Below are 26,152 nucleotides of genomic sequence, written 5' to 3'. Positions count from 1 at the left end.
AACTAAATTACGGGTAATGATTTTAAAAATTGGCATAATGCGTTTCCGACCGCTTCAGCAAGTAGTACCGGAACCCCGTTTCCTATCATTTTAAATTTTTTGCTTAATGGCAACTTGGGGGACAATACATAGCTATCCTCTACGCTTTGTATCCTTAGTGCCTCCCTTACAGATAGGCGGCGGTGAAGGTAAGGATGCAGGTGTACTTCGTTGTTACCGTAACAAGTGGTCGGGCTGTACTTGTAACGGTGTAATCTTTTAAAAGAGGGCCTGTTAGTCTCACCCTCTTTTATATTACTCAGTTTTTCCTCTGTGACGTATAGGTTGAAATATTCGCTCCCATTAGCTACAACTTTTTCTTGTGCCTGGGGAACCAAGCAAGATTCAACACATAAGTTGAGAGGGATAGTTTCAGGTCGGCTTGCGTCAGCTCCAAAATTGGCGGCAATTGGCCACGGATGTGTTTCCAGGTGCTGACTATGTTCTGAGCCTTTGGGAAATGGGAACCATTGACCATTTAAACCCGGTTTTATTTTTGAAAGGTCATATATGTTTTTGTTTACGCCCACCACAAACACCCTTTCACGGGATTGAGGTACTCCAAAGTCCAGGCTGTTCAATACTGAAAAATCTATCAAGTATATCTCTTTTAATATATCAAGCAGGTGCAAAAAGTGTTTGGCATTTTGCTTAACTTTTAACAACCCCGTTACATTTTCCATTATGAAAAATGCAGGTTGCAAATCCAGGATTTTGCAAAGGAACGTATCAGTTAAGGAACCTTTTTCACCTTTAAATCCCTCAAGATTTCCATTAATGCTAAAATCTTGACATGGTGGCCCTCCCGTCATTCCGAATATTTTAGGCACTTTTTGCTTAAATGCCTCCTTCATTATCTGTGGGCTGTCTATTTCCTTTAATGATTTCTGATTGCTTATCTCATGAACAGCCCCGGTAGCATTGCCATTCCTGTTTTTCAGCCACGATGTTATACCTTGTTTGTACAATTCAGCAAATACAGGGTCGAATTCATTTGTCCAGACAATATCAAAACCTGCTTTAATAAACCCCATGTCCATAAAACCACCACCCGCAAAAAAAGAAAGAAGAGGTATTTTTTTTTGATTAGGCATAAATAGTAGTATAGTGGTTTGCAGTTGCGTTTATGGAATTTTTACTTTTCCTAAGGTTATATATCTTTAATTGATGCCCAATGTTCATTTCTAATTTTTCTTTTGTGGCCATATCAAAGCCGTTCACTAAGGCCTTTTGACCGGATAATTCGATTTCCAATCCAACAGTATTGTTGCCAAAGGTATTTACTTTTAAAAGTTTTCCTTTCAAATCCTTTGTGTCTTCAAAATTTGTTTCAAACCAAGTGTCATAAAACGCGCAGGCTGGGCGGTAAGCACAGAACTTGCAATTGTCTAAACTGCAATTTGCCAGGGAAGCATAATTTTTCTTTGCCAAAGTTTGATTAATGTTGTTGAGGAACACAATAGCGTCCTGGTAAAGGACTTTACATTCTTCAAAAGTAAATGCAACTTCGACATAGGAGTTTTCCAATGTGACTATAAACAACCGGTCTGGAAGAATACCTGTCTTTAAATAATAAAGGTAAGCATAGAGCTTCAGTTGATATTCATAATCTTTTTTAACAGCAGCCTCACCGTTTTCATTCAAGGTGCCGTCGTAAATTGCCCCAGTCTTAAAATCCAAAAAGATGATTCCGTTCTCATTCTTTATAATAAGGTCAACAATGCCGGTGACCGTATTTTCAGGATTTGTGAGTTTTTCTTCTGCATACCGGTTTTTTAACTGTGAGCCTGCGGATTTTGATGGCGTGCCTTGTCTTTTCAACAGCCCTCTGACCTTCAGTTTTTTGAGGGCAAAGTCGTCACAAAAGTATTTTAATGGAACCATTGCTGACGACCCTGCATTCCGCAAGCTAGCTTCCTTTTCGTCGATTAGCCTTCTCCAATAATCTTCAAAATGCACCTCATTCTGGATAACTCTTTTTGCTATCAGTTCAAGCATTTTATGCAAAATGCTTCCCAGATAGGCATTGGGACTAATTGGCATCAACTGTTGAAAGTTGAAGGCGCAGGCCAAGGCGAGCTTGTATGGACAATGAGTTGCGGCGTAATATTGGCTTACCGAAAGCTTTTCAATTTCCTTTATCAAGGGCAGTTCGAGTCGCTTTATCATTGATTCATGATTTTTTGATAACACCAACCAATCCGCCTTTGCAGGTTGAATGTGTCCAAACACTCAAAATCCTCATCTATGTCACCATTCCTGTCTGCGATATAGGCGTGAGCCGCACTTATTGCAAGGGTGTACCAAGCATCCTCCTCCAAATGTTCAAGATTCCAAAAAGGATGTACCAGCAAAATTATTTTCCTTCTTCCCCGTTCTGGGTTGCCGTGCCTTATTGCAGGAATGCCATTGAAGCTAGTCATAAACTCATCCCGTGTCTCGTGTTTATCAGCAAAAAAGCTGTCGACAAACTGGTCGCGAAGCTTAATTGCTGATTCCAACCAACCATTAATTTCAATAAATGAATCAAATAACCCATCCGCACCAGACTTATAACTGTTATCCCTCAATAACCGGAGAATACCTATACCTAGACGCCAATCCAACAAACTGTGCCAATTCATATTCCTGTAAACTTTCAAGCAGTCGTAACAGGCATCTGCGCATTTGTCTTTGTGTTCACTATCATGGATTTTTGCCATATAGGAGCCTTGTTTTTGGGGATCCAATGCTTCATCAAGTATGGTGTCAAAATGGTCGTATAAATGCCTTACGAAGCCAGAGCCGTTAGGTAGTTCATCTGTCAATATGATTGCACCTACATCTTTGGGTACCGGATCATTAATCTCAATCTTTGTAATATCCGCAATCTCAATTTCAGTCGGATCAATGTCCAACGTATCCGCTAACACTCTTTGCAAAATAAAAGCCGCTGAATAATAACCCGCCCTGACACCCAGGCTTTGCCGTTCCACCAAGTTGGGATTATTCATCAATTTAAACATGTTCATATTTAGTTCCGGAGGGACGGAAACAGGAAAAAGTTTAAATATCTCGGTTTTTTTATTAATGGCGATGGCCAAAGGCGCTTCAACTTTTGCGTTGGAAAAGTTTACCAGGTTATCATCTGGTAACACAAGTGGGCTAGTTAGCCCGTCCATCACCCATTGGTTTAAAAACCTGAAAGATTGCTTGGTCTCCTTTTCGGTATTATCAATGGTATAATAGCTGCCTTGATAAAATTTATCGCCATTAGTATTAACACGCCAAGTAACGTCCTTATCTGAAATAAGGATTCTGCAATTGCCCGTTACCTCATTAATCCGTTCGGCATCTTCTTCCATGGAATGATCTGCATAAATGGGGGGCCTGTTCGTTACTAAATCAGCTTCGTCCTTTGAATCCAGCCCTAACAGGAAATTAGTCCTGTAGGCCTTGGGGGATTTGATGATGAACTTGCTAAATGAAAAAGGATCAAAATTACTGCATACTGGGCATTGGCTGTTGTCTGGTTCGCTTCCTTCCTGGTATGTCTGATTGTATCCGCATTTCTTGCACCTTTCCATCCAGCGGCTTAAGTAAAACGGGGAATTCCCGGATTGACTATCGCTTTTATTAGTGATAGTTTCGCGACCAGTCCTGTCACGGGTTTTCATGATGTCACTGGTAAAACCTATGGATTGGTATATTCCCTTGTCTTTTGTCTTCTGCGCTGCCGGGGCAAACTCATAGATAGCCATGGACTGCGCACGGTCGATTTTTAATATTGAATTATTTTTACCAGTTCCATGATAAAGGTTTTTGACGTCAGTAGGCATACCGAACATCGGCAGTATCCCGCCCTCTGCAAATTTTTGTGAAATATCGTCGGTTGGGATTTCATGATTATCTATCAGGTTCTGCATGCGGGAAATAAACCCTTTTGCCGAATCAATTGCTGTAAAATACTCCAAAAATGTTGGCTTACTGTCTATCAATTGAACAGGTGTTAATGCTTCAATAATCCTGCCGATCATTAATTTATTGCCGGAAAGCCATGCAGTCAAATCACGTTTGTAGGAACCCCAATTTGTAATTTTTCCGAAAACGCCGTGGATACTCGATTTATCTTCGTCATTATTTTCGTTTACTGCGATTGACCGATAGGCCTGCCTCAATATTTCTTTAGATAATAACCTGAGGCAAATCCGCTCCTGCTTCATCGTTAAAAACGGTGTTGGAGGGCTGTCCCCGGTTATTTTTTGCGGGTTCGCGAAATAAAACTCATCGTGGCTGCGGCCACGGCAAAAAGTCAAGATGGCAGAGTACGCTTGCCCCCTGCGTCCAGCACGTCCTACCCGTTGCTGGTAGTTAAAGCGTTGGGGTGGCATATTGGCCAGCATCACGGCTTGTAAAGCACCAATGTCCACTCCAACTTCCAAGGTTGTCGTTACACTCAGAAGGTCAATTTGCCTCACCAAGGAATTGCCATCTTTTTTTAAAATGACGTTTCTGAAATGCCTTTGCCTTTCAAATTGATTATCGGTTTGCCCGGTTAGCTCCTCGCAATGTATCCGTATGGGGTCCCTGTTCAATTTTATGGCAGAATAGGAAATGTAATTTTTCAGCCAGATATCTTCACAAGTAGTATCTGCAACGGTATTCAGCAAGCTTTTTGACTGCGTACAAACACCTCCGGAAAAATGCAGGTGCGGACGGCTTCCTTTTGGGCTTGTCCAAACCTTGTCAGTGGAAATGGATGCCTTGATGTATAAATCCTCGAATTGAAGCCCGGTGTCACTTCTGAAAATATCCAAATCTGCCAACAGGTCAAAAATGTTTCCACCAAGCGTTAACGGATCAATGCTTTTCCTTTCCGCAACGATTTTAAGGTAGTCCCTTAGGAGGGCGGGCCATTCCTTATATTCAATGATTCTAAAAGGGAAATAGTCGGGATCCACTTGATTGTGTTTATACTTATCACCCAGGATGCGGATAACAGCATTTACAATGTCTAAAAAATCGCTTTTTGACAAGCCTGTTTTCAGGGCGTATGTAGCGAGTTTTTCGTCTTCCGGGTTAATTGTGAGATAACCTAATGCGGAACTTTCAAAGGAATAAAATAAAGAAGCAAAAAACATAGATGCCAATTTGTTTACCGTTCCGTTTTTGATCTTCTTGATAAAATCGCCATCAGCGCCATCGCGCCATTCCATTGTCTCGAAGTCAATAATATCATACCATTTGATAGTACTGTTGTTGTGTTGGACTTTTTGGAGCTTAATATCATTGCCACCTGGATTTATTCCAAGGGCGGCTAACTTTTGCACCAAAGGTGCAAGATTTTGAGTATTTGTGTATTCTACCAGGTCCCTTACTTTAATTACCCTTGTTTCGATCTCTTTTATTCTTCGTAAGGCAGCATTTTTGTCAGCCAGTGCTTTTGGTGTCGGCCTTACCCTTTCCCGTGTTGCGGCATCCCAAATGTCATCTATTTCGTCGATCAACTGGGGATATTCGTCCCGGAAACTTTCAAGGCGATCCATGGCACCTGATTTAAATATATTTAATATATCCAGTTTGATAATCAACCGGCAATTGAGCTCCCTTATCAGTAGCTCGCGGAGTAAATCACTAAAGTGGTTCCGCTCAATCCCGTTAGCAACCTGGGCAGAATCCTCCCTGCTGTCGGAAAATACCACGAGTTTGCGTTCGATGGGATTTGGCGGTAACTGGTATAGTAACTCTTTTGCAAACATTTGACTGGATTTCGCAAAACCCGTCCTGAAACCTCTTATGGAAGAAATCTTTGCTTTAGAAGAATTCTTATCGTATTTGCTATGATTTATACCGCATCCCGGGCATACACAAGGTGTAGCCTTGTGGGTTTCCTCGATATTTCCATCTGGATCCCGGTAGGATGCGATATCATGATTACCCTGGCCTTCCCGTACAATTTTGAAATAATACCCTTTTATCCAGCTTTCGGGCTCTTCGTTGACTTTAGAAAATTGTTCCTTAATATCACCTGAATAAATATTTAAGCAAGCTGGTTTCCAGCTTGACCTGAACAATGATTGATCAATAGTGCTGTTTAATGTCGCTTGCCGCCAATAGCCATTAGGCCTTTCGTGAGGTTCAAATTCCTGTTTACCTATAGGCCAAAAGACGGCGAATTCCTGATAACTTCTTCTTTCCAGTAACCTGTGTGGTGTTTTCTCGGGAATGCCTTCAATGTTTGGGCTTAGCGGCAATAGTTCAAAAGCATCATCCCCGATCTTCAGCCGGCTGCCCCCAAATAAGGTAGTCCCGCAATTGTCGCAATAAAGGACTTCCAATACGCGGTGGCCCGATTCAGATTTAATCTGGGCCTGCGGATATAATTTCCCTACGGTCCTTTCTTCGTCCAGGTATTCTGCTTTATTTTCTTTGGGATTCAGCGAGGCCCAAAGCCCCTCGATGTTTCGGAAAAAATAGTGAAACCTGAAACGGGGCAATTTGCAACTCTCATTGTCCTTTTCAATTTTATCATACTTCTTAAGGTCATACAACGAACGTAAGATTAAAAGCCCACCCAGTGCTTTTCTGACTTGCTTTTGGTCGGAATGATTTTCAAATATTGCTTCAACAAAGATTTTCCCGGTCTCCTGGTCCCCCCTTGCCCGTAACGAACATACCGCTCTTTCTTTTCCCTCAATAGTGCAGGCCTGATACAGCCTTTCGCGAAGCTTCAGTTTTCCGTCAAGTAAAACTTTCAGTAAACGAAAAACCGGATCGTCCGCCGGCGAGGTGATAGCATCAATGCTTGCAAATTTTATAAGCTCTTCAGCTGCAATTTGGCATTTATTTTTAAAATCTTCAGCTTCCAGGTCTTCGCCGTCTTCATAAAACGCGTTGTTGACTGCTATAAATGGCGAAACCGGTAACAACTTAATATCATCCGGGAGCTGTTTAACAGGGTTGTTAATTCCGGTTATGATTTCGAAGGACGCCCTGGCATCCTTTACGCCGAAAAAGTCTTGGATGAAAGCCGCGCTGCTGGTATCGCCAGGATCCAGGGATGCTGACGATGCCAGTATCCGCAATTGTGGATGTTCAGGATGTAAGTCCAACCTGTTTAATATGACCTTTAACAGGTAAGCTACCTCTGTCCCTTGTGTACCCCTGTAAAGATGGAGCTCGTCTATGATCAAATGGAAAACCCTTGATTTTTTTGCTTCCTCTTTTTGCGATGGTGTTAAATGGACAGTAAACTCATCCTCACAATTTAGCCACTTACGGGTTTTTTCAAATACTCCATTGTCAATATCACGCATCAACATGATGCTCAACATGGAATAATTGGTGATCATAATATCAGGTGGAGCAACTTGCATATCAAACCGGGTGCGCATTTCCGCGCCATCGAGCCTTGGAAAAAATGACGTGAGGTTTTGGCGGTCGTTTTCGTTTCCATCAGCAATGTATTCCTGTATGTCGGAAGATGCATTGTGGATTGTCTTCAATTCTTTTCTTAGCTCTTCGATCTTATAGCTGTTTATCACCCGGTTGCCATCACCTTTAAAGGAGTGCAATTCACCCGAAGAAGGTGTAGCGCCGGTGTAACGGCCAAAGTATAGGCGATTGTTTTTAGCGTTTTTATCAAGCCAATTCCTGGTTTCATCAGAATCAAGTGCCCTTCTAAGCCTGGTCAATTGATCTTCCACTAACGCATTCATGGGATATAAGATCAACGCTCTTACAGCCTGTGGCCTGCCGTCGCTGGGCCTCTGCCTGGCAAGGGTTGATAGTTCGTAATTGCCATCCACAATTTGGTGGTCCTTAAGGTTTTTGTCATTCCACCATTGCGTTTTATTGCAGCCGGCAGAATGCCCCCAACTTGCAAGCTCCTTGCTTAACTGGGCAAAAAGCGGTAATAAAAACGATTCTGTTTTTCCAGAACCAGTGCCGGAAGTAATGATGCAATTTTTCCCTTCCATGACTTTTCGCAGCATTTCAGCCTGATGGCTGTGGAGGGGGAAAGTCCCAGGAAACAAACCTGTAGTCACGAGCCCTTGAAAAATAGCCAGTTCATGTTCAGTTAGAGCATTTGCTACATCAGCCCTTGCCAAAGAAGGTATTTTAACATGGCTGGGTTTGTAGTCAGGTAATGGCTCAATCCAGGGTTCCCGGTAAAGTACTTTATCGGTATTTAAAAGCTCATTGCGTTCATCATCAACACTATCAAATTTTGTATCAAATGCCGTTTCCACATAACGGATGTAATTATCTTTAATCGTATCAAACGAATGAATAGGATTTCTCATTATATATGAAGGTTTGGTTGGATATTTTGGTTAAACTTTTTAAACAGGTTCTCTGCAAAAAGTTTAGGGACGTTCATGTAAAGCTGGAAAATTTGATTTTTTCCACCTGTCTCCAATTTTTTGAAATACGGCGTCGAACCGCTTAAGAGGGTAATAGATTCTGCAATTAGCCTTGGCAACTCAATTAATTTAGGTATGGCGAGTATTTTCTTCTCGTTGGAATAAAATATGACGTGTTTCTTCAGTTCTGCAAGCAGTAAAAAACGCCCCCAGTTCCGGTCTACTTCATAACTGGTTCCATCAAGCCATAAAATGTACCGGTAACGGTATTGCAAAAAATATTCTTGCAACGACAGGTTTTTGTCTATCGTATTCGACATGTCTTTTTCAAAGGCCAGTGTTTCTGAATTGAAAGTTTTCCTGGCCCAGGCAAAATCTTTAATATTGGCCACATTGTTTTCCAATATATAAGATTTGTATTCCTTAAGGTTTGCGCTGAAATCCTGCAACCCAAATTGGACAATTTGCGGGGTTGCATAAGGCTTGTTTAGTACATAAAATTCAATGCTTAGTTTCTCTGCCAACTTCCGGAGTGACATCCATGCCTGTGTACTATTTGGGCATCCTGCGGGAATGAGTTTAATGGTGTCTGGTAACAAATATTGGTCAAGCTGCTTTTGTTGGGGAATGATCCTGATATTAATCCTGCATTCCGCACATGCTGCGATCAAGACTTCCACAAATTTACCGGTGCGCCCGCCAATTAATATCGCCTCAACACTTTTTGTTGATGGCACTATAAGAATTTGGGGTTTGTTGATGGTGATTTTGTCGAGCGAATAATCGTAGTCAAGAAACCCTGCAAAATCATAATAATTTATAGCCTGCTTTTTTACATATTTGGGGTTAATCTTATAGTATTTATCGTCCCAAGCCAGGGTAATGGCAGCCAAGGATTCCATCACCGCAGAGAATTCCTCGAAATTTGCATTTCTTTTTAGCGTGAGGTATTCCAAGATCAAATTCCCGTTCGTCAATAAATATGGCTCCTGGAATAAATAAAAATCAACAGGATCATAATCAACCGGTATGAATTCTGTCGAACAGGCCTGTTGCCTGAGCCAATTGTTATAAATGGCATTGCTACCCCTGACAAATTCTGTTTCGTTTGGCAAACACAATTCACCACGGCAGTTGCGTTTGGCCAGGTTATCTTCAATAATATCTAATGGACTAAAGGAACTTTCGATTACGCAATAGGGAATATCATCACCTGCCAGAGATTCAGCTTCCATTTTGATTGTAAAATAGTTGCCGGTCTTAATAGTTTCGGGAAGAAAAAATTCCTCGGGAATTGCGTCGTTTCTATACAAGTAAACTTTTTGCTGGTCCGAAACATATTCCAGGTATAATTTCTCAATTCCCATCGTGCCAGGCAGCCAAACGGTGGGTAGCATTACGGGCAGGAACTCCCTGTTGCTAATTTTTATGCCCCCTTTAATTTCAATCTTCTTTTCATTCTTGAATTTCAACAACTGTTCTGAAGGGTGTTCGACGGTTGGATTTTGAAACCTGTATAGACTATATCCTTCGGGAATGTGCAGGTAATCAATTTCTTTAAAGTTTCCCGGTGCAAAAGTTTTCCCCCAATCGCCAATCGATTTCTTTTTGTCGGCTGGGCAAAGCAGGTACAATCTGGAAACCAAACTGATTTTGTCAGTTTCAACGTAGGTATCGCTTGGCAAACCAAAGTAAGAACCAGATATGTACAGGATTATTTCACTCTTTGAAGGTGTTGCCCTCCACTTATTTTCCACATCAGTCCATTCGAGTGTTTGCTTGAATGGTTCAATGATCTTTTCGGAAAAACCGTTAGCCATATGAATAACGGGCTCGTTATTAAGAATTAAATCTTCTGGAAAATCACTTTTTGAAAACAGGTGATAAAAATGATGAAAGGTCTCATTTTTGGCAGTCAAAGTAAACGCAGAGAGTAAAATTCCATATGACCAGCCGGACTTTGGTCTGTCATTATTGTCATCTTCATCATATTCAATAACATCACCTTGCCAATTCTCAAATTCCACCCTTACAATGTCAATAATTATTTTTTTCAGCGGGTTGTCTGGGTCATTGAAAATATCGACCACCCGCTGGCTGAATCCGGATGATTTATGACCATAGCGAAAAATTATCCTTTCCAACTGCAGATCCGAGATAAAGGAAAAAGGGGCGATATTGGCGACCCAGAACATTTTTGGAATGTCACGGATGTTTTTTGGCGTTAATATGCATTGCGAAAAAGGTTTGCCTACATACCGCCAATTAGGATTTCCAAATTGCCTTTCCGTAAAAATTCCAAGATCTGTTTTACAATGAACTTTTGTCCATTTTTCCAATTGGGACCACAACAGATCTATTTGGGCGAAAGATGAGGTGCCTTCTTTTTGAGCGGATATATTGTTATTATTCAAAAAATCTGAAAGCGGCCCGTAATAGGAATTAGAGCGAACACCATTATTGCTTTGAGTAAGGGGGATAATCAACAAAGGAATAAACGCAACAAAAAAAGGATAAGTAATCCGGCTATCCGGATTTGTAACTGGAATACCTTCAAATTGAAAAGGATGAGTATTCTTCTGATCAAATATAAACCGACTGTATTTAAGCCATTCTTCGATAGCCGTTTTTACGTTTTCTGAAAATGTTCTCTTTCCGGTAAACTTTAACCCTTTTCTTACATTATTGCAGTAATCTTCCCAGCTTTCCTGTTCAGAGTTAAAACCAAAATTGGCGATTCCCAACCTAGAAACCTCTTTTTTTGTGATGTAGAGTAATACTTCTTTTCCTGCTTTATCGGCATTGAAAAAATAGGCCGAAATAACAGCATTCCATTGCAGGTACTCCATATTAACTGACAGAAAAGCTTGAAAACGGTGAACGGATATAAAAAGAGAAATTAAAAGCAGGCATGATAACTGGCTTAGTCGATATTTTAAAAATCATTCTTTAAAAGAATATGGAAAGATAAAAAAATAAGTCTGGCAATTCGCAATGAATATTTTAGGGCGCCCCCTGTTTTCACCGCTAAAATAAATATGCTTGTAAACAGGGGGCGTAAGGGCTCCGCATCGCGGAGCCGCCGGGCAATTTCAAAAATCCTTAATTCCTACTATCTAATCAAGTACAAAATGATTGCCCCTATTATCATTAAAGTAGCTATAATATTTAGCACTCGTTCAAAAGTAGTAGTGATCAAGCTTCTTCCATATGATTTAAAATATTGTGCTCCTCCAATTCCACGGCGGTTAAACCTGCGTTTGCCTATAATGTAACGAAGTAGTAAGCCGATAGTTAACAATACAATGACGTAAATGGTTATGCGGTCGGGATATGCTATTAACGTTTTCATAATGGTGATTTTAAGTAACAAAGGGGCTTTCGCCCCTTTATTTAGTTAAGCATTAATTGGGTTTCACTTGTTTTTTCAAACTCTTTACAAAGCTGAAAGGCGGTTTGTGTTTTGGTAAAACCGTTACCAAATAAGATGGTTTTCAATTTTACTTCTTCATTTTTGTATTGCTTCACATTTTGCATATACCCGCTGATTGCATTATATGCTCCAAACAACGTTCCCCGTGTAGTATCCATTTGTTGGGTAGGGTGACTAAAAGCGAAATCACAAACCTTTTCCACGGTGTTCAAAAACTGGCTTGAATACTCGTCAATGTTTTCATCCAGTACATTTTGTAACACTTCCTTACTTGGGGCCATCGCTTGTTGCACTAACTTTAGCACCTGTTTATCTGTTATACGGATATGTGCCCAGCGGTTGAATATTCCGTTTAATTGTTCGCTCATGACATTGGATATGCCCATCACCTTGTGGGCTTGTTTTAAACGTTCCTGTGCGCTTTGCGTGTGCCGTATCTTCACGCTGTTAGTCATGTTACCTAAAGCGGCGTGTAGCGTATTGTTACACACGATACGGGTAGGTGTAAACGCTGCGGTAATACTGCCGTAACCATCGTGGGACGTTGTTAAAAAAAGGTATTTTTCGATCAGGTCATCATTACCTACACGGATATAACCCGGCAATTTAGCGGTAATAAATATCCGCTCACCATTACCTAATGCCCCACAGGTTTCATATAATACCCCATCACCACCGCCAACAATGGCATCGAAAAAGCTGAACGCTTCCCAGTTTTGGATGACTTCGTAATCATTACCTACAACACCCAAAACCTGCTCGGTATCCGCCCTGACGGTAGCAAAGTAATTCGGCACTTCGATATCGGGGATTGCTTGTTGGTTGTTCCAAACATGATTGTTGGTGTCGAGGGTAAACAGCGCACGTTTTTCTACAATGTAATCCAGCCCTGCAAATTGTATCGCTTCGCTACTGGTCGGGTAACGGTCAATAATTTGACCTAAATTATGCCAGGCTTTTTCCTTAACGCTCATAAAGCTGTGCTTGCCTGTTTTTTCGTTGAAATTTATTTGATGTGCCATGATGTTTAATTTTTAGATGATTTGGTGTTCATTTTCATTATCTCCGTTTGCAGCACCTGCACATTTTCGGTATCCGTTAATTGCAGTATGGTATCTTCCCGAAATTCCTGCATCGCTTCGTGTATGTGCTTGTGCGTGGTGTTTATGGTGCATTTCACCAGTAAAAAAATCCGGTCTTCCATAACGTCAGTTTTGATAGGTACTTAGAAAGTCGTTATACTCAAACTGAAACCGTTCGGGGTTCTCTTTGGCTAACTGTTCGGCGTAGCCCTCCCAAAATATTTGGTTGGTCAACTCTATAAATTGCTCGTACATCTTAATTCCTGTTTTTTGTAAAACCATAAAAAATGCTCCCGACAAAAAGCCGGGAGCATAGTTAACTAACCCTGTTGCGGGAAAACGATATTTGCTTCTATCTCGCCTAATTTTTCATGGCAGGCATCAAAAATGAATTGCGTAACCATACGGATCAGGTTTGGCGTGTTGGTGATAAACTCCCGGCCTTTATCATCTTTGATGATCAATTTGCAACCTTGATATGGGTTGCTTTCCAACTCGTCGTTTTCTTCTACCAGTTTCACTTCAAAATCTTCCAATGTTTTGATGCGACCGATCAACGCCAAACGCTGGATGGTTAGGCGGTGCAGGTTACCCACCGATTTTAGGGTCTGTTCCAAATTCAAAGCAGGTTTGATATATTTAATTTCTGCCTTTTGCGCGTCCCCGGCTATTGGCTGCTCTTGTTGTTCGGGTGCAGCGTTAGCGGGTTGGTTATCCACTGCAACGGTATCACCGGCCTTTGTTTCACCGGCTTGGGTTGCCTCAACTTTCGCAACCTCGGCGGGTTTTTCATCTTTTGCGGGTTCATCTTGTTTGGCTTCCTTTCCTGTTAAGTTTGGGCGGTTCTCTGTCCTTGGTGCATTGGTGTTTTTTGCGTTAGTACCTTGTACCTGCTTTGCATTTTTTTCTGCTGTTTTCATTTTGTTAAGCATTAAGAGTTAAAAAATTTGTTCGTTAATTCTTCTCTTTCGCCCCTTTCCCGTAAAAGCTTTTTCCAAAAGAAAAAGGAGAAAAAGAAAGCAAATGGCCGGGCACGACACGCAGCAAAAAGGAAACGGAATAATTGGAGGGGACCCTTTGGGGAGGCAGCCGTTTATGCCGTAGTCTTTTTGCATACTATCGGCAATCATCAGGCAACAGTGCCCAATTTAGCATCCTTTTTCTCCTTCTTTTGGAAACAGTGATCCCAATAACAAACTGTTACCAGTGTTTCGCAAGTGCGGAGACATTCAGGGCTACCGGCCTGAATGGCGATGCTTTTGCGCTAAAGGAGCGCTTGTTTTGAACGATAGTGAAAATTAAGTGCGCCCTGTTAGGGACAGCAGCGGCATCCTGCGCAGCAGATACAACGAATGGCCCGGGCCGCAGGCAACGGCATCAAAGAGTTATCGTTCTTCACTTCGGTGCGCCGGCTTAAAAGCGTAATTTTGCGACCTTATTCAACAAGTATGCATACACCTATATCAGCCGTATTTTCGATAATTTCCTATAAAAGAGATCAGGAAGTCTTTGTATCTCACGGAAGCGCATTTTTTATCAATGCGGAAGGTGTTTTTGTGACGGCCGGCCACAATTTTAAAAACCCTACACGAACCAACAAAGCAATCATCAACGGCCACGCTTATGATATAGAGAAACTTTATTGGGAGTATAAAGATCATGAAGATCAGCAACCGGACATCTATTATGATCTTTTCATCGGTAAGATATCAGGCTTACAGACGCCGAATTTTCATCCGCTCAATGAGAATCTCCTTTTAAGCGAAAGTTCGGAACTTGTTGCGGTCGGATACAATTTTCAAAATTACGGTCCCCCCGTTGACCTTTATGACATACATGATGATCTGTTAAGTGACGATGAAGCGCCAGATTTAAGCGCTGATGAAGAAAGAATCAACCGACTGAGGTTTGGCCGCATCACAGCTAAGTACAGCAAGCAAGGATTCGAACACATCGATAAGTATATACAGCAATCTCGCTATAGTAACGGTTTTACCATGCAGTTGCCCGTGGCGGAACCGCACGGTTACAGCGGCGGCCCAATTTTATCCGAAGAGAACACCGTGGGTATGCTGATCGGTGAACAAGGTGCGATAGGTGCTGCTTACATATCCGAGAAGTTAAAAAACATCAATGGAAAACCCGACGAAAACGCAAACTCAGTACAATTGGCAACACCGTTAACCCCGGCTAACCGCTGGCTTCAGGATTGTGCCGTCAATGTGCATCGGAGCTTAAATGTCCGGGGAGGCGCTTATGAAGCGCTGTTTCAACATATTTGTTACGTATCTACAGATGATTTGCATCTGCTCGATACCCAACTGCTTCAAGCACTTTCAAAGGGGATCGGCGGTACTAAGGGCAATTATTACCATGCTGCATACAACCGATATGTACACCTAGTCGTTATCAACCCGAGTCTTTGCGACCGACTGAATTTTACCGCTTCTGAAATAGAAGGCGCTATCGCGCATGAGTTAGGGCACCTGTTTAATATTTATGAAAAAAAGCCCGAACCTAATATTTTAGCACACTGGCAAAGCGGAACGCCGATTGATCCCGAAGAAGTCAAGCGCATTAAATATGAGAATGCACTGAATACCGAACAATTTGCGGACGCATTTGCCCGGACTCACGGCTACGGCAACCGGATCGCACGCGGCCTTAACAAATACTGCTCGCTTTCCGATGCCGAAAACGTCGGCATGATCAGTGAACGTATAGTTAATTTGCAAACGGAACATGCGCCGTTAATCGGGCAAACGATTATCTTAGCCAAGATTCCGAACCCTAATCTTAATTCATGAACGTTGTTACCTCCGACCCGCAAGTTTCTTACGACAAACTAAACGAATTTCTGACGCGCTGGCCTTTGCCTGCAGTTGAAGCCATGACACTTACGGATTATACCCAGGTGGGGAACCCCGATACCTTTACTTATTTGCTGGAACACGGTTCGGAGGCCATCGGTATTTTGGGTGGCGGCACGTCTTCCAAATTCGGGATTTGGAACCGGGCTTCGGACAAAGAAGGTTCGTCGCCAGCCTACCTTTTTACTCCTGAATACAAGTGGTTCAAAAAGTACGGGCAGCTACCGGAAACAGCTTTTCAACGGGTTAAAGCCAATATTGTCGCCATTATTAGAAACGCAGAGGCTGGCAATTTCTCTGCGATTGATGCCATTGATATCGATAGCATGACTAAATGGAAAATCGCTTTCATTTATTCAAATTACAGGCTGCTCCCAATATATAAAAAAGAGATTATCCGGAAATTAGCTAAACATTTCGAATATGATGATTATGCAACCGCGCCGCTTTCGGTTTTACATCAGGTTATTCTGACCAAAAAGGAAACTGACGAAGACTTTTTTGATTTTGCGAGTAAGTATTATCAGATCGCGACCGACATTCCTGAACGCAATTATTATATCATCGGTTCCAAATACGGAGATGATAACGGCAATGATGTTGTCAACGTCTTTCCCGATATGCTGGAGAAAAGCGCAATTGCCACCGGTTTTTTCTGGAATACCGATTTCTCCGGATTGGTCGGTCAGGATTTTGCCACTATCGGCAAATGGATTAACGAGAACGTTTCGCATGATGAACCTAAATTTGACACTTCTTCCCGAACTCTCAAATATTTACTGAACCTCAAAAAGGGTGATCTGGTAGCTGTAAAATCGCACGGCCGGTTTAATAACCTGACTATCATCGCTTATGCTGAAGTAACGGAAGTAAACGGGTCGGTTTATCAGTTCGGTGACCCCGAACTCGGACATCTGATTCACGTTAATTTTTTGGAAATGGGCTTGCGTATTGATACCGGTCTCAATTATGCCCTGACGATACATAAAATTATACCCGGCGAAAAAGAGGGCCATTTTGAGAAAATATTCGGCAGTTATGCCATTACCGGTGTCAGCGATGAGTTTTCGTTAGAAGAACCGACCGAAGAAGATATTACGGATGAAGAACCGATGGATGATGATATCCGAACCAAAGACACCTCATCTTTTACACGAAATCTCGGCACAGCCCAACTTGTAAGACAGGTTCATAACCAAATCCAAAACGGGTTTGCCCAATATTTAAAAAAGACTTTTCCGGATGATAAAGTGGGTACCGAAAGAAAGCGTATCGATATTTGGCGGCGTAACGACGTCACTTTTTTTATTTACGAGGTCAAACCGTACAATTCCGCTTTCGCCTGCATTCGTGAAGCTTTAGGACAATTGACAGATTACGCCTTCAGTAAGAAAACATTATTGGAAAAACATTTGGTTGTGGTCGGTACTCAACCTCCGGATGAACGCGAACTCAGATATTTGAATTTCCTGAATGAAAAGATCGGTTTAAAGCTCAGCTATGAATGTTATTCCATAGAATCGGACACGAGCATCACCTATTCCTGATAATACATCACTAATGATCTTAAGTTCAAGGTTTGATATTGTTGTACAAATAAACAGACTTGCATAAATAAGAGTCAGAGGATGGTGCCGAAATATTTTTCATAACTCGCTAATACTCCTATTGAGAATATTGGTACAGTTTTGGTGGTGAATTTTCCTCCTAATTATATATCATAACCGTTATGAAAAATAAGGAGGAAACCAAAAAGCGTTTAATCAATGCCGTAGGCGAGATATTAAAAAACGAGGGATACAGTGCACTCGGTGTAAATAATATTGCCAGAAAATCAGGGGTAAATAAAGGATTGATCTACCGTTACTTCGGAAAGTTAGACTACCTGGTCGAAACTTATGTTGTTGAAAACGATTATTGGCTGGAGTTTTTCAAACAGACCAACCAGTTAGTCCAGGAAAGCCAGCCGGAGAGCCTACAGTTATTAATCAGCCAGATTCTTCAAAACCAATTTAAATTCTTCCTTTCAGAGCCGGACATGCAGCGCTTGATCCATTGGGAACTTTCAGGTGAAAGCCCTTTAATGACGAGTATCCATAATGCCCGTGAAACTAACGGCCAGAAAATTCTGGAGATGACAGATGTTCATTTTCAAAATAACAAAGTAAATTTCAGGGCCGTAGCAGCTTTGTTGGTTGGCGGCATTTATTATACAATTCTACACAGCCGTTTTAATGGCGGGATGTTTTGCGATATTGACGTCAGTTCTACTTACGGGCAAAACGAAATATTAAAAGCTATTGAGCAGACCGTCGGTTGGGCTTTTAATCATGAAGAAACCAAAGTAATTTAGCTATGTAGTTTTCTTTCGGGTCTTTCTTAATGGTGAATATTGTGGGATTTCGAAATCAAAATCTAATAATTCTCTCGGATGAACTTCCAATGCCCTTGCGATTGCAGCGATGTTACTTATAGAGGTATTACTTACACCTCTTTCTATGTTACCTATCTGCTTTATCCCAAAGCCTGTTCGATCAACTAAGTCTTCTTGAACGATTCCTTTTTTATTTCGGATTTCAATGATCTTTTGACAAACCTTCTTAATAAATTCTTGATCCCGATATTGACTTCCCATGTAGTCAAAGAGAGATCGAATTCTGATTAAAAATTAGGTAAAATTTTACCTAATTTTATTTTTATTTCTTATATTTGATTTAATAAATAATTAATAAATGTAAAATGAATAAGCCTTTTTAAAAGCTTATATTAATTTTGCGAATACTTCACGAAAAAAATTGAAGCATTCGCTTTGAGTCTTGCATCGGAAAATTGACACTTTCAAATGAACGCAAGGTGAGAAGCTGGAATGCCCATGCTACAGGTATGGGTATCCCTTCTTATTTACGTTCACGGGCGTGTCAACCCTTCCGATGTAATAAGTTGGGACCATGCCTGTAGTATTTTAAAGCCAATCCCTTCCTGCAGACTCCATGACTATGACCTAAAATCGTTGATGATGGAAGATTTGACGCCACTTAGTGAACAACCCGATTTCAGTACCCTAACCGGGATAATGGAACGGTTTTATCATGTACCCTATGAGCAGTTTCAAAGGGAATTAGACGATTGGTTCACCGGTAACCTGCGGGAAAAAGGAATGGATTTGAATACCCTGCAACAAAATGGTTTCCCCGGCATGCCCAACTTAATCAGTTCAATCTATCATCGTGCAGAGGTATTGCAAACCTTGTTTGAAAATCAAATTAAAACCGATCATGAAGACAAGTAAATCAAGTATCTGGCTGCTGGTCATTTGTCCTCCCGAATGACCAGGGATAATGGCAACCCGGTTTCAGTTAATAGTTAATATTGACCGGGTTGCTATTACATAGAGTTCCCTTCCTGTTCTATTATTCAAATTCAACACTCATGAAAAAAATAACGATTTACATCGTACTGGCTTTGCTATGCCTGAATTTCCGGGTAGCTGCACAGCAACCCAAACCCATAATCCCGCTTCAAATCGGTGATCAGGTACCGGATATCACGCTCAGCAACTTGCTCTACTACAAGACCGCCACCGCCAAACTGGCTGCCTTCAAAGGCAAAGTCATCCTGCTGGATTTCTGGGCAATCTGGTGCAGTAACTGCATTAACGGGTTGCCGCATATGGCTTCCCTGCAAAGGCAATTCGGCGGCAGATTGCAAGTCTTTCTGATCAACTGTAAAAAGACGGGTGATGATCCGGATAAGATCAATGCCCTGTTCAAAAGGACCGGCACCAGGCCAAACCTGCCGGTAGCCGTACAGGATACCGTGTGCAGCAATTATTTCCGTTTTACGGCGCTGCCGCATTATGTCTGGATCAACCAACAGGGTATGATAGTCGCCATTACCGGTAAAAAAGAGGTGACCGGGCAAAACGTGGAGCACCTGATCAAATACGGCCGGATCGATCTCCCTGTAAAGACAGACAGGGTACGTTAACACAGATTTTTTTAACCATTATCATTCATCCATGAAATTTAAATATTACCCTTTTCTATTGCTCATCCCATTCTTTTTGCCCCGGATCGCTTTTGCCCAGGTTAAACTGGTCCAGGGACAGGTCAGCACCGCGGCAGGCCTGCCACTTACCGGGGTGACGCTGACCTTTGCGGTCAGCCGAACTTCGTCCGCGTCGGACACCGGTGGCCGTTTCAGTATCGCCATCCGGCATTCGCCCGATACCCTGGTGATCACTTACATCGGTTATCAACGCATACGATTACCCGTTAGTGCGGCCACGGTTTTGCCGCTCCGTATCCAAATGGAACCGCTGATCAGCGAACTGAACGAAGTGGTCGTCAGTACCGGCTACCAGGATATTCCCAAAGAAAGAGCGACCGGCTCCTTTTATAAGCTGGATAACCAGGTCCTGAATCAGCGCGTCAGCGGCGATATCATCAGCCGGCTTGATGGCTTGACCAGCAGCCTCCTGATCGATAAACGTAATCCGAACCAAAGCACTCTACAGATCCGGGGCCTCAGCACATTGAATTACGATGCCGCTTCGCCGCTCATTGTACTGGATAATTTCCCTTATGCCGGTGATATCAACAACATCAACCCCAATGATATTGAGAGCATAACCGTGCTGAAAGATGCCGCTGCTTCGTCGATTTGGGGAGCGCGTGCCGGTAACGGTGTCATTGTCATTACCACCAAAAAAGCCAGGCTTAACCAGCCGCTTAAAGTTACGGTCAATTCGAATATCACCTTATCGCCCAAGCTCAACCTGTTTTCCGCCAACCAGCTATCCGTCGGCAGTTTTATCGGATTGGAAAAATACCTGTTCGCGCAGGGCAACTATGCTAACTTATTCAATGATCCGACGCACCCGCCGATATCCCAGGTGGTGGAGATCCTCCAACAACAAAAGGATGGCACGCTCACCCAGGCCCAGGCCGATGCGCAGATCAACCGACTTGCCGGACAGGATGTGCGGAATGATATGACACAATATTTATATCGCCCGGCAACCGTTCAGCAATATGCGCTGAACCTGACCGGCTCTGGCAGCCATATCCGGTACCTTATGTCGGCAGGCTATGACAAAAACCTGAGTAACCTTAAAGGGAACGGCAACCAGCGGATTACGGTGCGCTCCAACAATAGCATTGATCTGACCAAAAAGTGGCAGCTGCAAACGGATATCATTTTTACGCATACCGATGCGACTACCAACAGTCCGGGCGGGTATGGCAGTTATAGCTTTACGGGCAATATTTCTCCTTATGCCCGGCTGGTCAACCCCGACGGTACCCCGGCTGCCGTTGATGTCTTTTACCGGGGGCAATACACCGACACGGCAGGCCATGGTCAATTGCTGGACTGGAAATACCGACCCTTACAGGAGTTAGCTAACAATGACAATACGACAACCGTGAATGACCTGTTATTAAATGCGGGAACCTCTTACAAAGTGCTTCCCTGGCTCAGTGCGGACCTGAAATACCAATATCAGCAATCCTGGAACAATACGACCAATGATAATAGCCTGGCTATCTTTTCCACGCGTGACCTGATCAACCGGTTCAGCCAAGTAACGCCGACCGGGGTAACTTATATCGTACCCAAAGGCAGCATACTGAACACGCGCGACCTGGTGAACAAGGCGCAGTCCATACGGGGACAACTTAATGTCAACAATACCTGGGGGGACAAACATGAACTTTCCGCCATTGCCGGTACCGAGGTCAGGGAAACTCAAAGCCATATCACTACGGGTACGCTATATGGCTATGATGCCAACACTGCCACAACCGCCGGTGTGGATTATGCCAATTCTTATCCTACTTTCGACGGCATTTACGGTAACAGCTATATTCCCTATGGCAGCAGTGTCGATCAGTTAACGAACCGCTTTGTTTCGGTTTATGCCAATGCCGCTTATACCTACAACAGGAAATACACGCTGTCCGGAAGTGCCCGGCGGGATGCCTCGAATATCTTCGGTGTGAATACCAATCAGAAGTGGGTGCCGTTGTGGTCTGCCGGGTTTTTATGGCGGATCGACCAGGAAGCGTTCTACAAGATCGGCTGGTTACCGCAACTGAACATGCGCTTAACTTACGGCGTGAGCGGCAACCTGTCCCTGACCGCTTCGGCGCTGACGAAGATCCAGTACAATGATCCTTCGCGTTCACCTATCAATCTGCCTTCCGTAGATATCCTGTCGCCGCCGAATCCCTACCTGCGCTGGGAACAGGTCAGGACCTGGAACGCCGGACTTGATTTCGGCACGAAAAACAACCGCATAACCGGCTCGATAGACCTGTATCAGAAGAATTCCACCGACCTGATCAACAATGTGATCCTTGACCCGACGGTCGGGATGACCGGGGCTTTGCAAAATTCGGCAGCGATCGATTCCAAGGGCTTTGATGTGGTGCTGAATACGCTAAACCTGAACCGCGAGGTGAAATGGCGGACGACGCTTTTGTTAAATTATGTATCCTATAAAGTTTCCAAAAACCTCAACCCGCCTTCGGCGGACGGTTTGGTCAGCGACGGGAACTATATCTTCCCTGTTGTGGGCTATAATCCTTACGAAATTGTAAGCTATCAATGGGCCGGGCTCGATCCGCAGACGGGTGACCCGATGGGTTATGTCAATGGCCAACCCAGCAAGGATTACCAGGCCATCGCCAAAAACCCGGTACAGCAGCAGGTGGTCAGCGGACCGGCCCTGCCGCCGCTGTTCGGCACGTTCAGGAATACCGTTGACTGGCATCATTTTTCTCTGGCGGTCAATATCACCTATAAGTTGGGTTATTACTTCCGGCGGCCGACGCTGAATTATACGACCTTATTTACCTACGGCACCGGATATTCGGAATATGACCAGCGCTGGATGAAGCCCGGTGACGAAAAGTCAACGAATGTTCCATCGATGGTCTACCCGGCTAACGCCTTGCGGGATAATTTCTATCACTATGCCGCGATCAACGTGGAGCGCGCGGACAATATCAAGCTGAATGATGTTTACCTGGGTTATGATTTCGTACCGCCACATCCCTTTATGGGCCTGAAGTCTGTACAGATCTATGGTTATGCCAGCCAGTTGAACCTGCTGCTCTGGAAAGCGAATAAATCCGGCATTGACCCTGATATCCTGTATGGTATTAGGCCCCCGTGTACTTATTCCGTAGGCCTGAAAGTTAATTTTTAACCGCTAAATTTTTTGATATGAAAGTCTTAACCCTTATTTATAAATCGAAGAACATCCGTCACCTGTCAGCCCTGCTAATGGTCACGGTATTGACCATGCCGTCTTGTAAGAAATACCTGGAAGCAAAGCCGGACCAGAAAATAACCACGCCATCGACCATCGATGACCTCGAAGGCATGCTGGATAACTATGCGGCGCTGAACACGCATTATCCTTCAGCTTCGGAGGTGAGCGCCGATAATTTTTACCTTACGGACGCGGATTATGCCAGCCTGGTTGAACGGCAGCGGAATTTCTATCTGTGGCAAAAGTACGATGACATCGGCGGTGACTATACGGCACCCTATAACAGCATTTTCTACGCGAACATCATGCTGGAAACTTTGGATAAGCTGCCGGGCAGCGACCCGGCGAAAATGAACGAAATACGGGGAAGCGCCCTGTTTTTAAGAGGGTCTTATCATTATGCGCTGGCCCAGTTATTCGCGGCGTCCTATGATGAGCAAACGGCTGGTACTGATTTGGGCATTCCGCTGCGCCTGAAATCCGACATCGCCGATCTGCCGGTACGCTCAACGATCGCGGCTACCTATACGGCCATCATCACTGACCTTAAAGCTGCCGTTCCCCTACTGCCCGCATCACCTTTGTTAAAATACCGGCCGTCCAAACCCGCCGCTTACGCGGTGCTGGCCCGTGTTTACCTTTCCATGCGGAAATATGACCAGGCGGGCCGCTATGCGGATTCCTGTTTGCAATTGTATCATACGCTCATCGATTATAATACGGTCAGCGCCGGTTCATCGATCCCGTTTAAACAGTTTAATGATGAAGTGATCTATGACGCCCGGACATCGCCGCCCGCGGCTTTGTCCGCAGCCAGGGCCCGCATCGATACGCTGCTCTTCCAATCTTATGCTGCCAATGACCTGCGAAAGACGGTCTTCTTTAAATCTAATTCGAATGGAAGCAAAGCATTTAAAGGGAACTACACGGGTTTGAGTAACGCTTCGCTTTTTACAGGCTGCGCGACCGATGAAGTTTTGCTGGTCCGGGCGGAAGCGGCGGTGAGGAACGGCAATGCACAGCCTGCCCTCAATGATCTGAATACGCTATTGGTTTCCCGTTACAAAACCGGAACCTTTATACCTGCCACAACGACCAATACCGGTCAGCTGCTGACTTTGATCTTACAGGAAAGGCGGAAGGAACTTTTATACCGGACGCTGCGCTGGACCGATCTGCGGCGGCTGAATAAGGAGACGGTTACAGCGCAAATGCTTTACCGTAACCTAAGCGGAACCCGGTATGCGCTGCAACCGGGTGGTTTACGCTATACCTTTCAGCTGGACAGGAATGCCGTTAATATCAGCGGGCTCACACAAAACCCCTGATCAATTTACCAGCGGTTAAGGCAAAAATATAGAACCCTTTTATAGAAAACTTGCGGCAACTTGCGTTATAATAGTTTGAGAACCGCTAACTTTGAACAGCTGCAAAGGATACTGGATTTTACAATCTCCAAAATCCAGTATCAGTACTCGAGATAAACTATGAATGTTCTGCAAGAAGGAAAGAGTTTACAACAGAAGTTACAAGGGTCAAAAAAGATCATTTTAATTTGAATATAGAAACTGTTTCGAGCCCAACCTTAGGAGCAAAGAAATTTATGCACTACCGAAGATTTACCACAAAGTTTGAAACCCATTACTAATAATAATGGGTTTTTTTGTTATTTTTATCTCTCATATAACTACTTTTAACTGCATCTTATTCAAAAACCAATTGATGAAAGAATATGGAAAGTTTTCATTTGGTAATAATTGGATTTGGAGAAGTGCAACTTCAAAAGTATTTATCAACTATAGGCCAGGCTATTAATAATGGAAAGATAAGTTCTTATTCAATTGTTGATTTGGAATCCGCTCGGTCTGAAGTTTTAGATCGCGTTGAGCGCTCCATTTTCAAACCTGAAAACTGTTATTTTTTGGGGATTAATGAGATCAATGACAATTGGGGAAGTCAACAAGAAGTTCAGAATGTCTTTCGCGTTTTAAAGCATTCATATACCCGGATAAAAGTTTTTATAGCTACTGAGGTAAAAGCTCACGAACTTTACTTGAAACAATGTATTTGGGACGATATAGATTCTCTTGTAGAGAAGCCAATCATTGCACCATTCAAAAATAGCAAATTCTGCCCATCTGAAATAAACATCAGAATGAAACATTTGGCCGATGCAATAAAGGTAAGAAATGGCAATCATTCAGTGATGTGTTTCAGCCGTTATCATAAAGTTTATAATAAATACTTGTATGAGTTAGTTTTAGACAAGGTTTTAAAATATCAGGCCCCAATCACATCGTTCCATTTAAGCACAAATTCTGGCGTCTGGAACTTAAATGAAGAATTTAAAAGCAGAGAAGACCATCCATATAAATATGGATATGGAATGTTAATGCATGGCGCTTACCATTACATTGACCTTATATATCAATTTTTGTCATTGAATAGGCTTGTGTATCCCCAAGATGAGTTTTTAGTTACATTAAGTTCATTTGCTGCCTTTCCGATAGATCAGGATTCCAGAATACCTAAAACTATGAGTTATCAATTGGAAGATTTTGGTAATATTGGTGACCAAGTAGATAAATATGGTGAAACAGATATAACAACAACCTTTCGACTTGACAATCTAACAAGAGGTAAAGTACTAACGGTTGGAACGCTTTGCTTTGAACAAACAACTCCAAGTATTCGAACATGGAAAAAACTGCCTAAACAGTTTTATAATAAAAATGGAAGAATTGCAGCGACAACGATAGAAATTCAACTTTCTACTATATTCTCCACATTTATTAGAGTACTCAAAATTCCAAATGTTGTTGACGGGCAGATAAACAAAATAACAAATTATGCAGAAGTTGCAACAAGGAGTAATGCTGGATTATTAAAAGAAGAAATGTATAATTCGAAAAAGATATTCGATAATTTTACAAATACAGAGAGTAATTTGGAACTATTTAACGCATGGATTGACGGAAAGGAAAATCTTAGCCGGCTGGAATCTCATTTAGGCCCAATGCAAATAATTCAAACACTAATTGAATCGATTAAAGACCAAGGCTATCCCGTAAGTTTTAGCTTATAAATCCTATTTTAAAACAAAT

At 42.8% G+C, this 26,152-nt stretch carries 17 protein-coding genes; 8 read left to right on the top strand and 9 right to left on the bottom strand.

What is annotated here, in order from left to right:
* Positions 1-2 precede the first annotated feature (2 nt).
* The 8 genes from AC1DXF_RS01040 to AC1DXF_RS01005 form a co-directional block, all read right to left on the bottom strand.
* Positions 3-1,133, bottom strand: a complete 1,131-nt coding sequence (locus AC1DXF_RS01040; RefSeq protein ID WP_477445208.1) for a DNA cytosine methyltransferase — start codon at positions 1,131-1,133, stop codon at positions 3-5.
* On the bottom strand, positions 1,126-2,208 hold the full coding sequence (locus AC1DXF_RS01035) for a PD-(D/E)XK nuclease family protein (protein WP_477445206.1): 1,083 nt from the start codon (positions 2,206-2,208) through the stop codon (positions 1,126-1,128). Before AC1DXF_RS01035 ends, AC1DXF_RS01040 begins: the two co-directional genes overlap by 8 nt.
* Complete coding sequence (locus tag AC1DXF_RS01030; RefSeq protein ID WP_477445204.1) at positions 2,205-8,324, bottom strand: DEAD/DEAH box helicase; 6,120 nt, start codon at positions 8,322-8,324, stop codon at positions 2,205-2,207. The genes AC1DXF_RS01035 and AC1DXF_RS01030 overlap by 4 nt, the downstream gene beginning before the upstream one ends.
* Positions 8,324-11,233: a hypothetical protein gene (locus AC1DXF_RS01025; protein WP_477445202.1), complete on the bottom strand. Its 2,910-nt coding sequence runs from the start codon at positions 11,231-11,233 to the stop codon at positions 8,324-8,326. The genes AC1DXF_RS01030 and AC1DXF_RS01025 overlap by 1 nt, the downstream gene beginning before the upstream one ends.
* 544 nt (positions 11,234-11,777) lie before the next feature.
* Complete coding sequence (locus AC1DXF_RS01020; protein ID WP_477445200.1) at positions 11,778-12,839, bottom strand: DUF932 domain-containing protein; 1,062 nt, start codon at positions 12,837-12,839, stop codon at positions 11,778-11,780.
* Between the two features lie 5 nt (positions 12,840-12,844).
* Positions 12,845-13,021, bottom strand: coding sequence for a hypothetical protein (locus AC1DXF_RS01015; protein WP_477445198.1), 177 nt, complete (start codon positions 13,019-13,021; stop codon positions 12,845-12,847).
* A 4-nt stretch (positions 13,022-13,025) separates the two neighbouring features.
* Positions 13,026-13,154, bottom strand: coding sequence for a hypothetical protein (locus AC1DXF_RS01010; protein ID WP_477445196.1), 129 nt, complete (start codon positions 13,152-13,154; stop codon positions 13,026-13,028).
* A 65-nt stretch (positions 13,155-13,219) separates the two neighbouring features.
* Positions 13,220-13,819, bottom strand: a complete 600-nt coding sequence (locus tag AC1DXF_RS01005) for a hypothetical protein (protein ID WP_477445194.1) — start codon at positions 13,817-13,819, stop codon at positions 13,220-13,222.
* Between the two features lie 432 nt (positions 13,820-14,251).
* On the opposite strand from AC1DXF_RS01005, the gene AC1DXF_RS01000 reads away from it, so the two are divergent.
* From AC1DXF_RS01000 to AC1DXF_RS00990, 3 genes are all read left to right on the top strand, one after another.
* Entirely contained in the window at positions 14,252-15,706 is a 1,455-nt protein-coding gene (locus tag AC1DXF_RS01000) for an ImmA/IrrE family metallo-endopeptidase (RefSeq protein WP_477445192.1), read from the top strand.
* Positions 15,703-17,316, top strand: coding sequence for a hypothetical protein (locus AC1DXF_RS00995; RefSeq protein ID WP_477445190.1), 1,614 nt, complete (start codon positions 15,703-15,705; stop codon positions 17,314-17,316). The genes AC1DXF_RS01000 and AC1DXF_RS00995 overlap by 4 nt, the downstream gene beginning before the upstream one ends.
* Positions 17,317-17,498: 182 nt before the next feature.
* The gene (locus AC1DXF_RS00990; protein ID WP_477445188.1) at positions 17,499-18,122 is read left to right on the top strand and encodes a TetR/AcrR family transcriptional regulator; all 624 of its coding nucleotides are present in this window, start codon (positions 17,499-17,501) and stop codon (positions 18,120-18,122) included.
* Here AC1DXF_RS00990 and AC1DXF_RS00985 read toward each other — a convergent pair whose 3' ends face one another.
* Positions 18,123-18,404, bottom strand: a complete 282-nt coding sequence (locus tag AC1DXF_RS00985) for a helix-turn-helix domain-containing protein (RefSeq protein WP_477445186.1) — start codon at positions 18,402-18,404, stop codon at positions 18,123-18,125.
* 378 nt (positions 18,405-18,782) lie between these two features.
* Between AC1DXF_RS00985 and AC1DXF_RS00980 the strand changes: the two genes are divergently transcribed.
* The 5 genes from AC1DXF_RS00980 (at position 18,783) to AC1DXF_RS00960 (ending at position 26,133) form a co-directional block, all read left to right on the top strand.
* Entirely contained in the window at positions 18,783-19,058 is a 276-nt protein-coding gene (locus AC1DXF_RS00980; RefSeq protein ID WP_477445184.1) for a hypothetical protein, read from the top strand.
* A 140-nt stretch (positions 19,059-19,198) separates the two neighbouring features.
* Entirely contained in the window at positions 19,199-19,756 is a 558-nt protein-coding gene (locus AC1DXF_RS00975; protein ID WP_477445182.1) for a TlpA family protein disulfide reductase, read from the top strand.
* Positions 19,757-19,787: 31 nt separating this feature from the next.
* Positions 19,788-22,982: a SusC/RagA family TonB-linked outer membrane protein gene (locus tag AC1DXF_RS00970; protein WP_477445180.1), complete on the top strand. Its 3,195-nt coding sequence runs from the start codon at positions 19,788-19,790 to the stop codon at positions 22,980-22,982.
* Between the two features lie 17 nt (positions 22,983-22,999).
* Entirely contained in the window at positions 23,000-24,376 is a 1,377-nt protein-coding gene (locus tag AC1DXF_RS00965; RefSeq protein WP_477445178.1) for a RagB/SusD family nutrient uptake outer membrane protein, read from the top strand.
* Positions 24,377-24,780: 404 nt separating this feature from the next.
* Positions 24,781-26,133, top strand: a complete 1,353-nt coding sequence (locus tag AC1DXF_RS00960; RefSeq protein WP_477445176.1) for a hypothetical protein — start codon at positions 24,781-24,783, stop codon at positions 26,131-26,133.
* Positions 26,134-26,152 lie beyond the last annotated feature (19 nt).

Source organism: Mucilaginibacter sp. P2_A5 (assembly GCF_056404995.1).
This window is presented reverse-complemented; position numbering and strand designations above follow the sequence as displayed.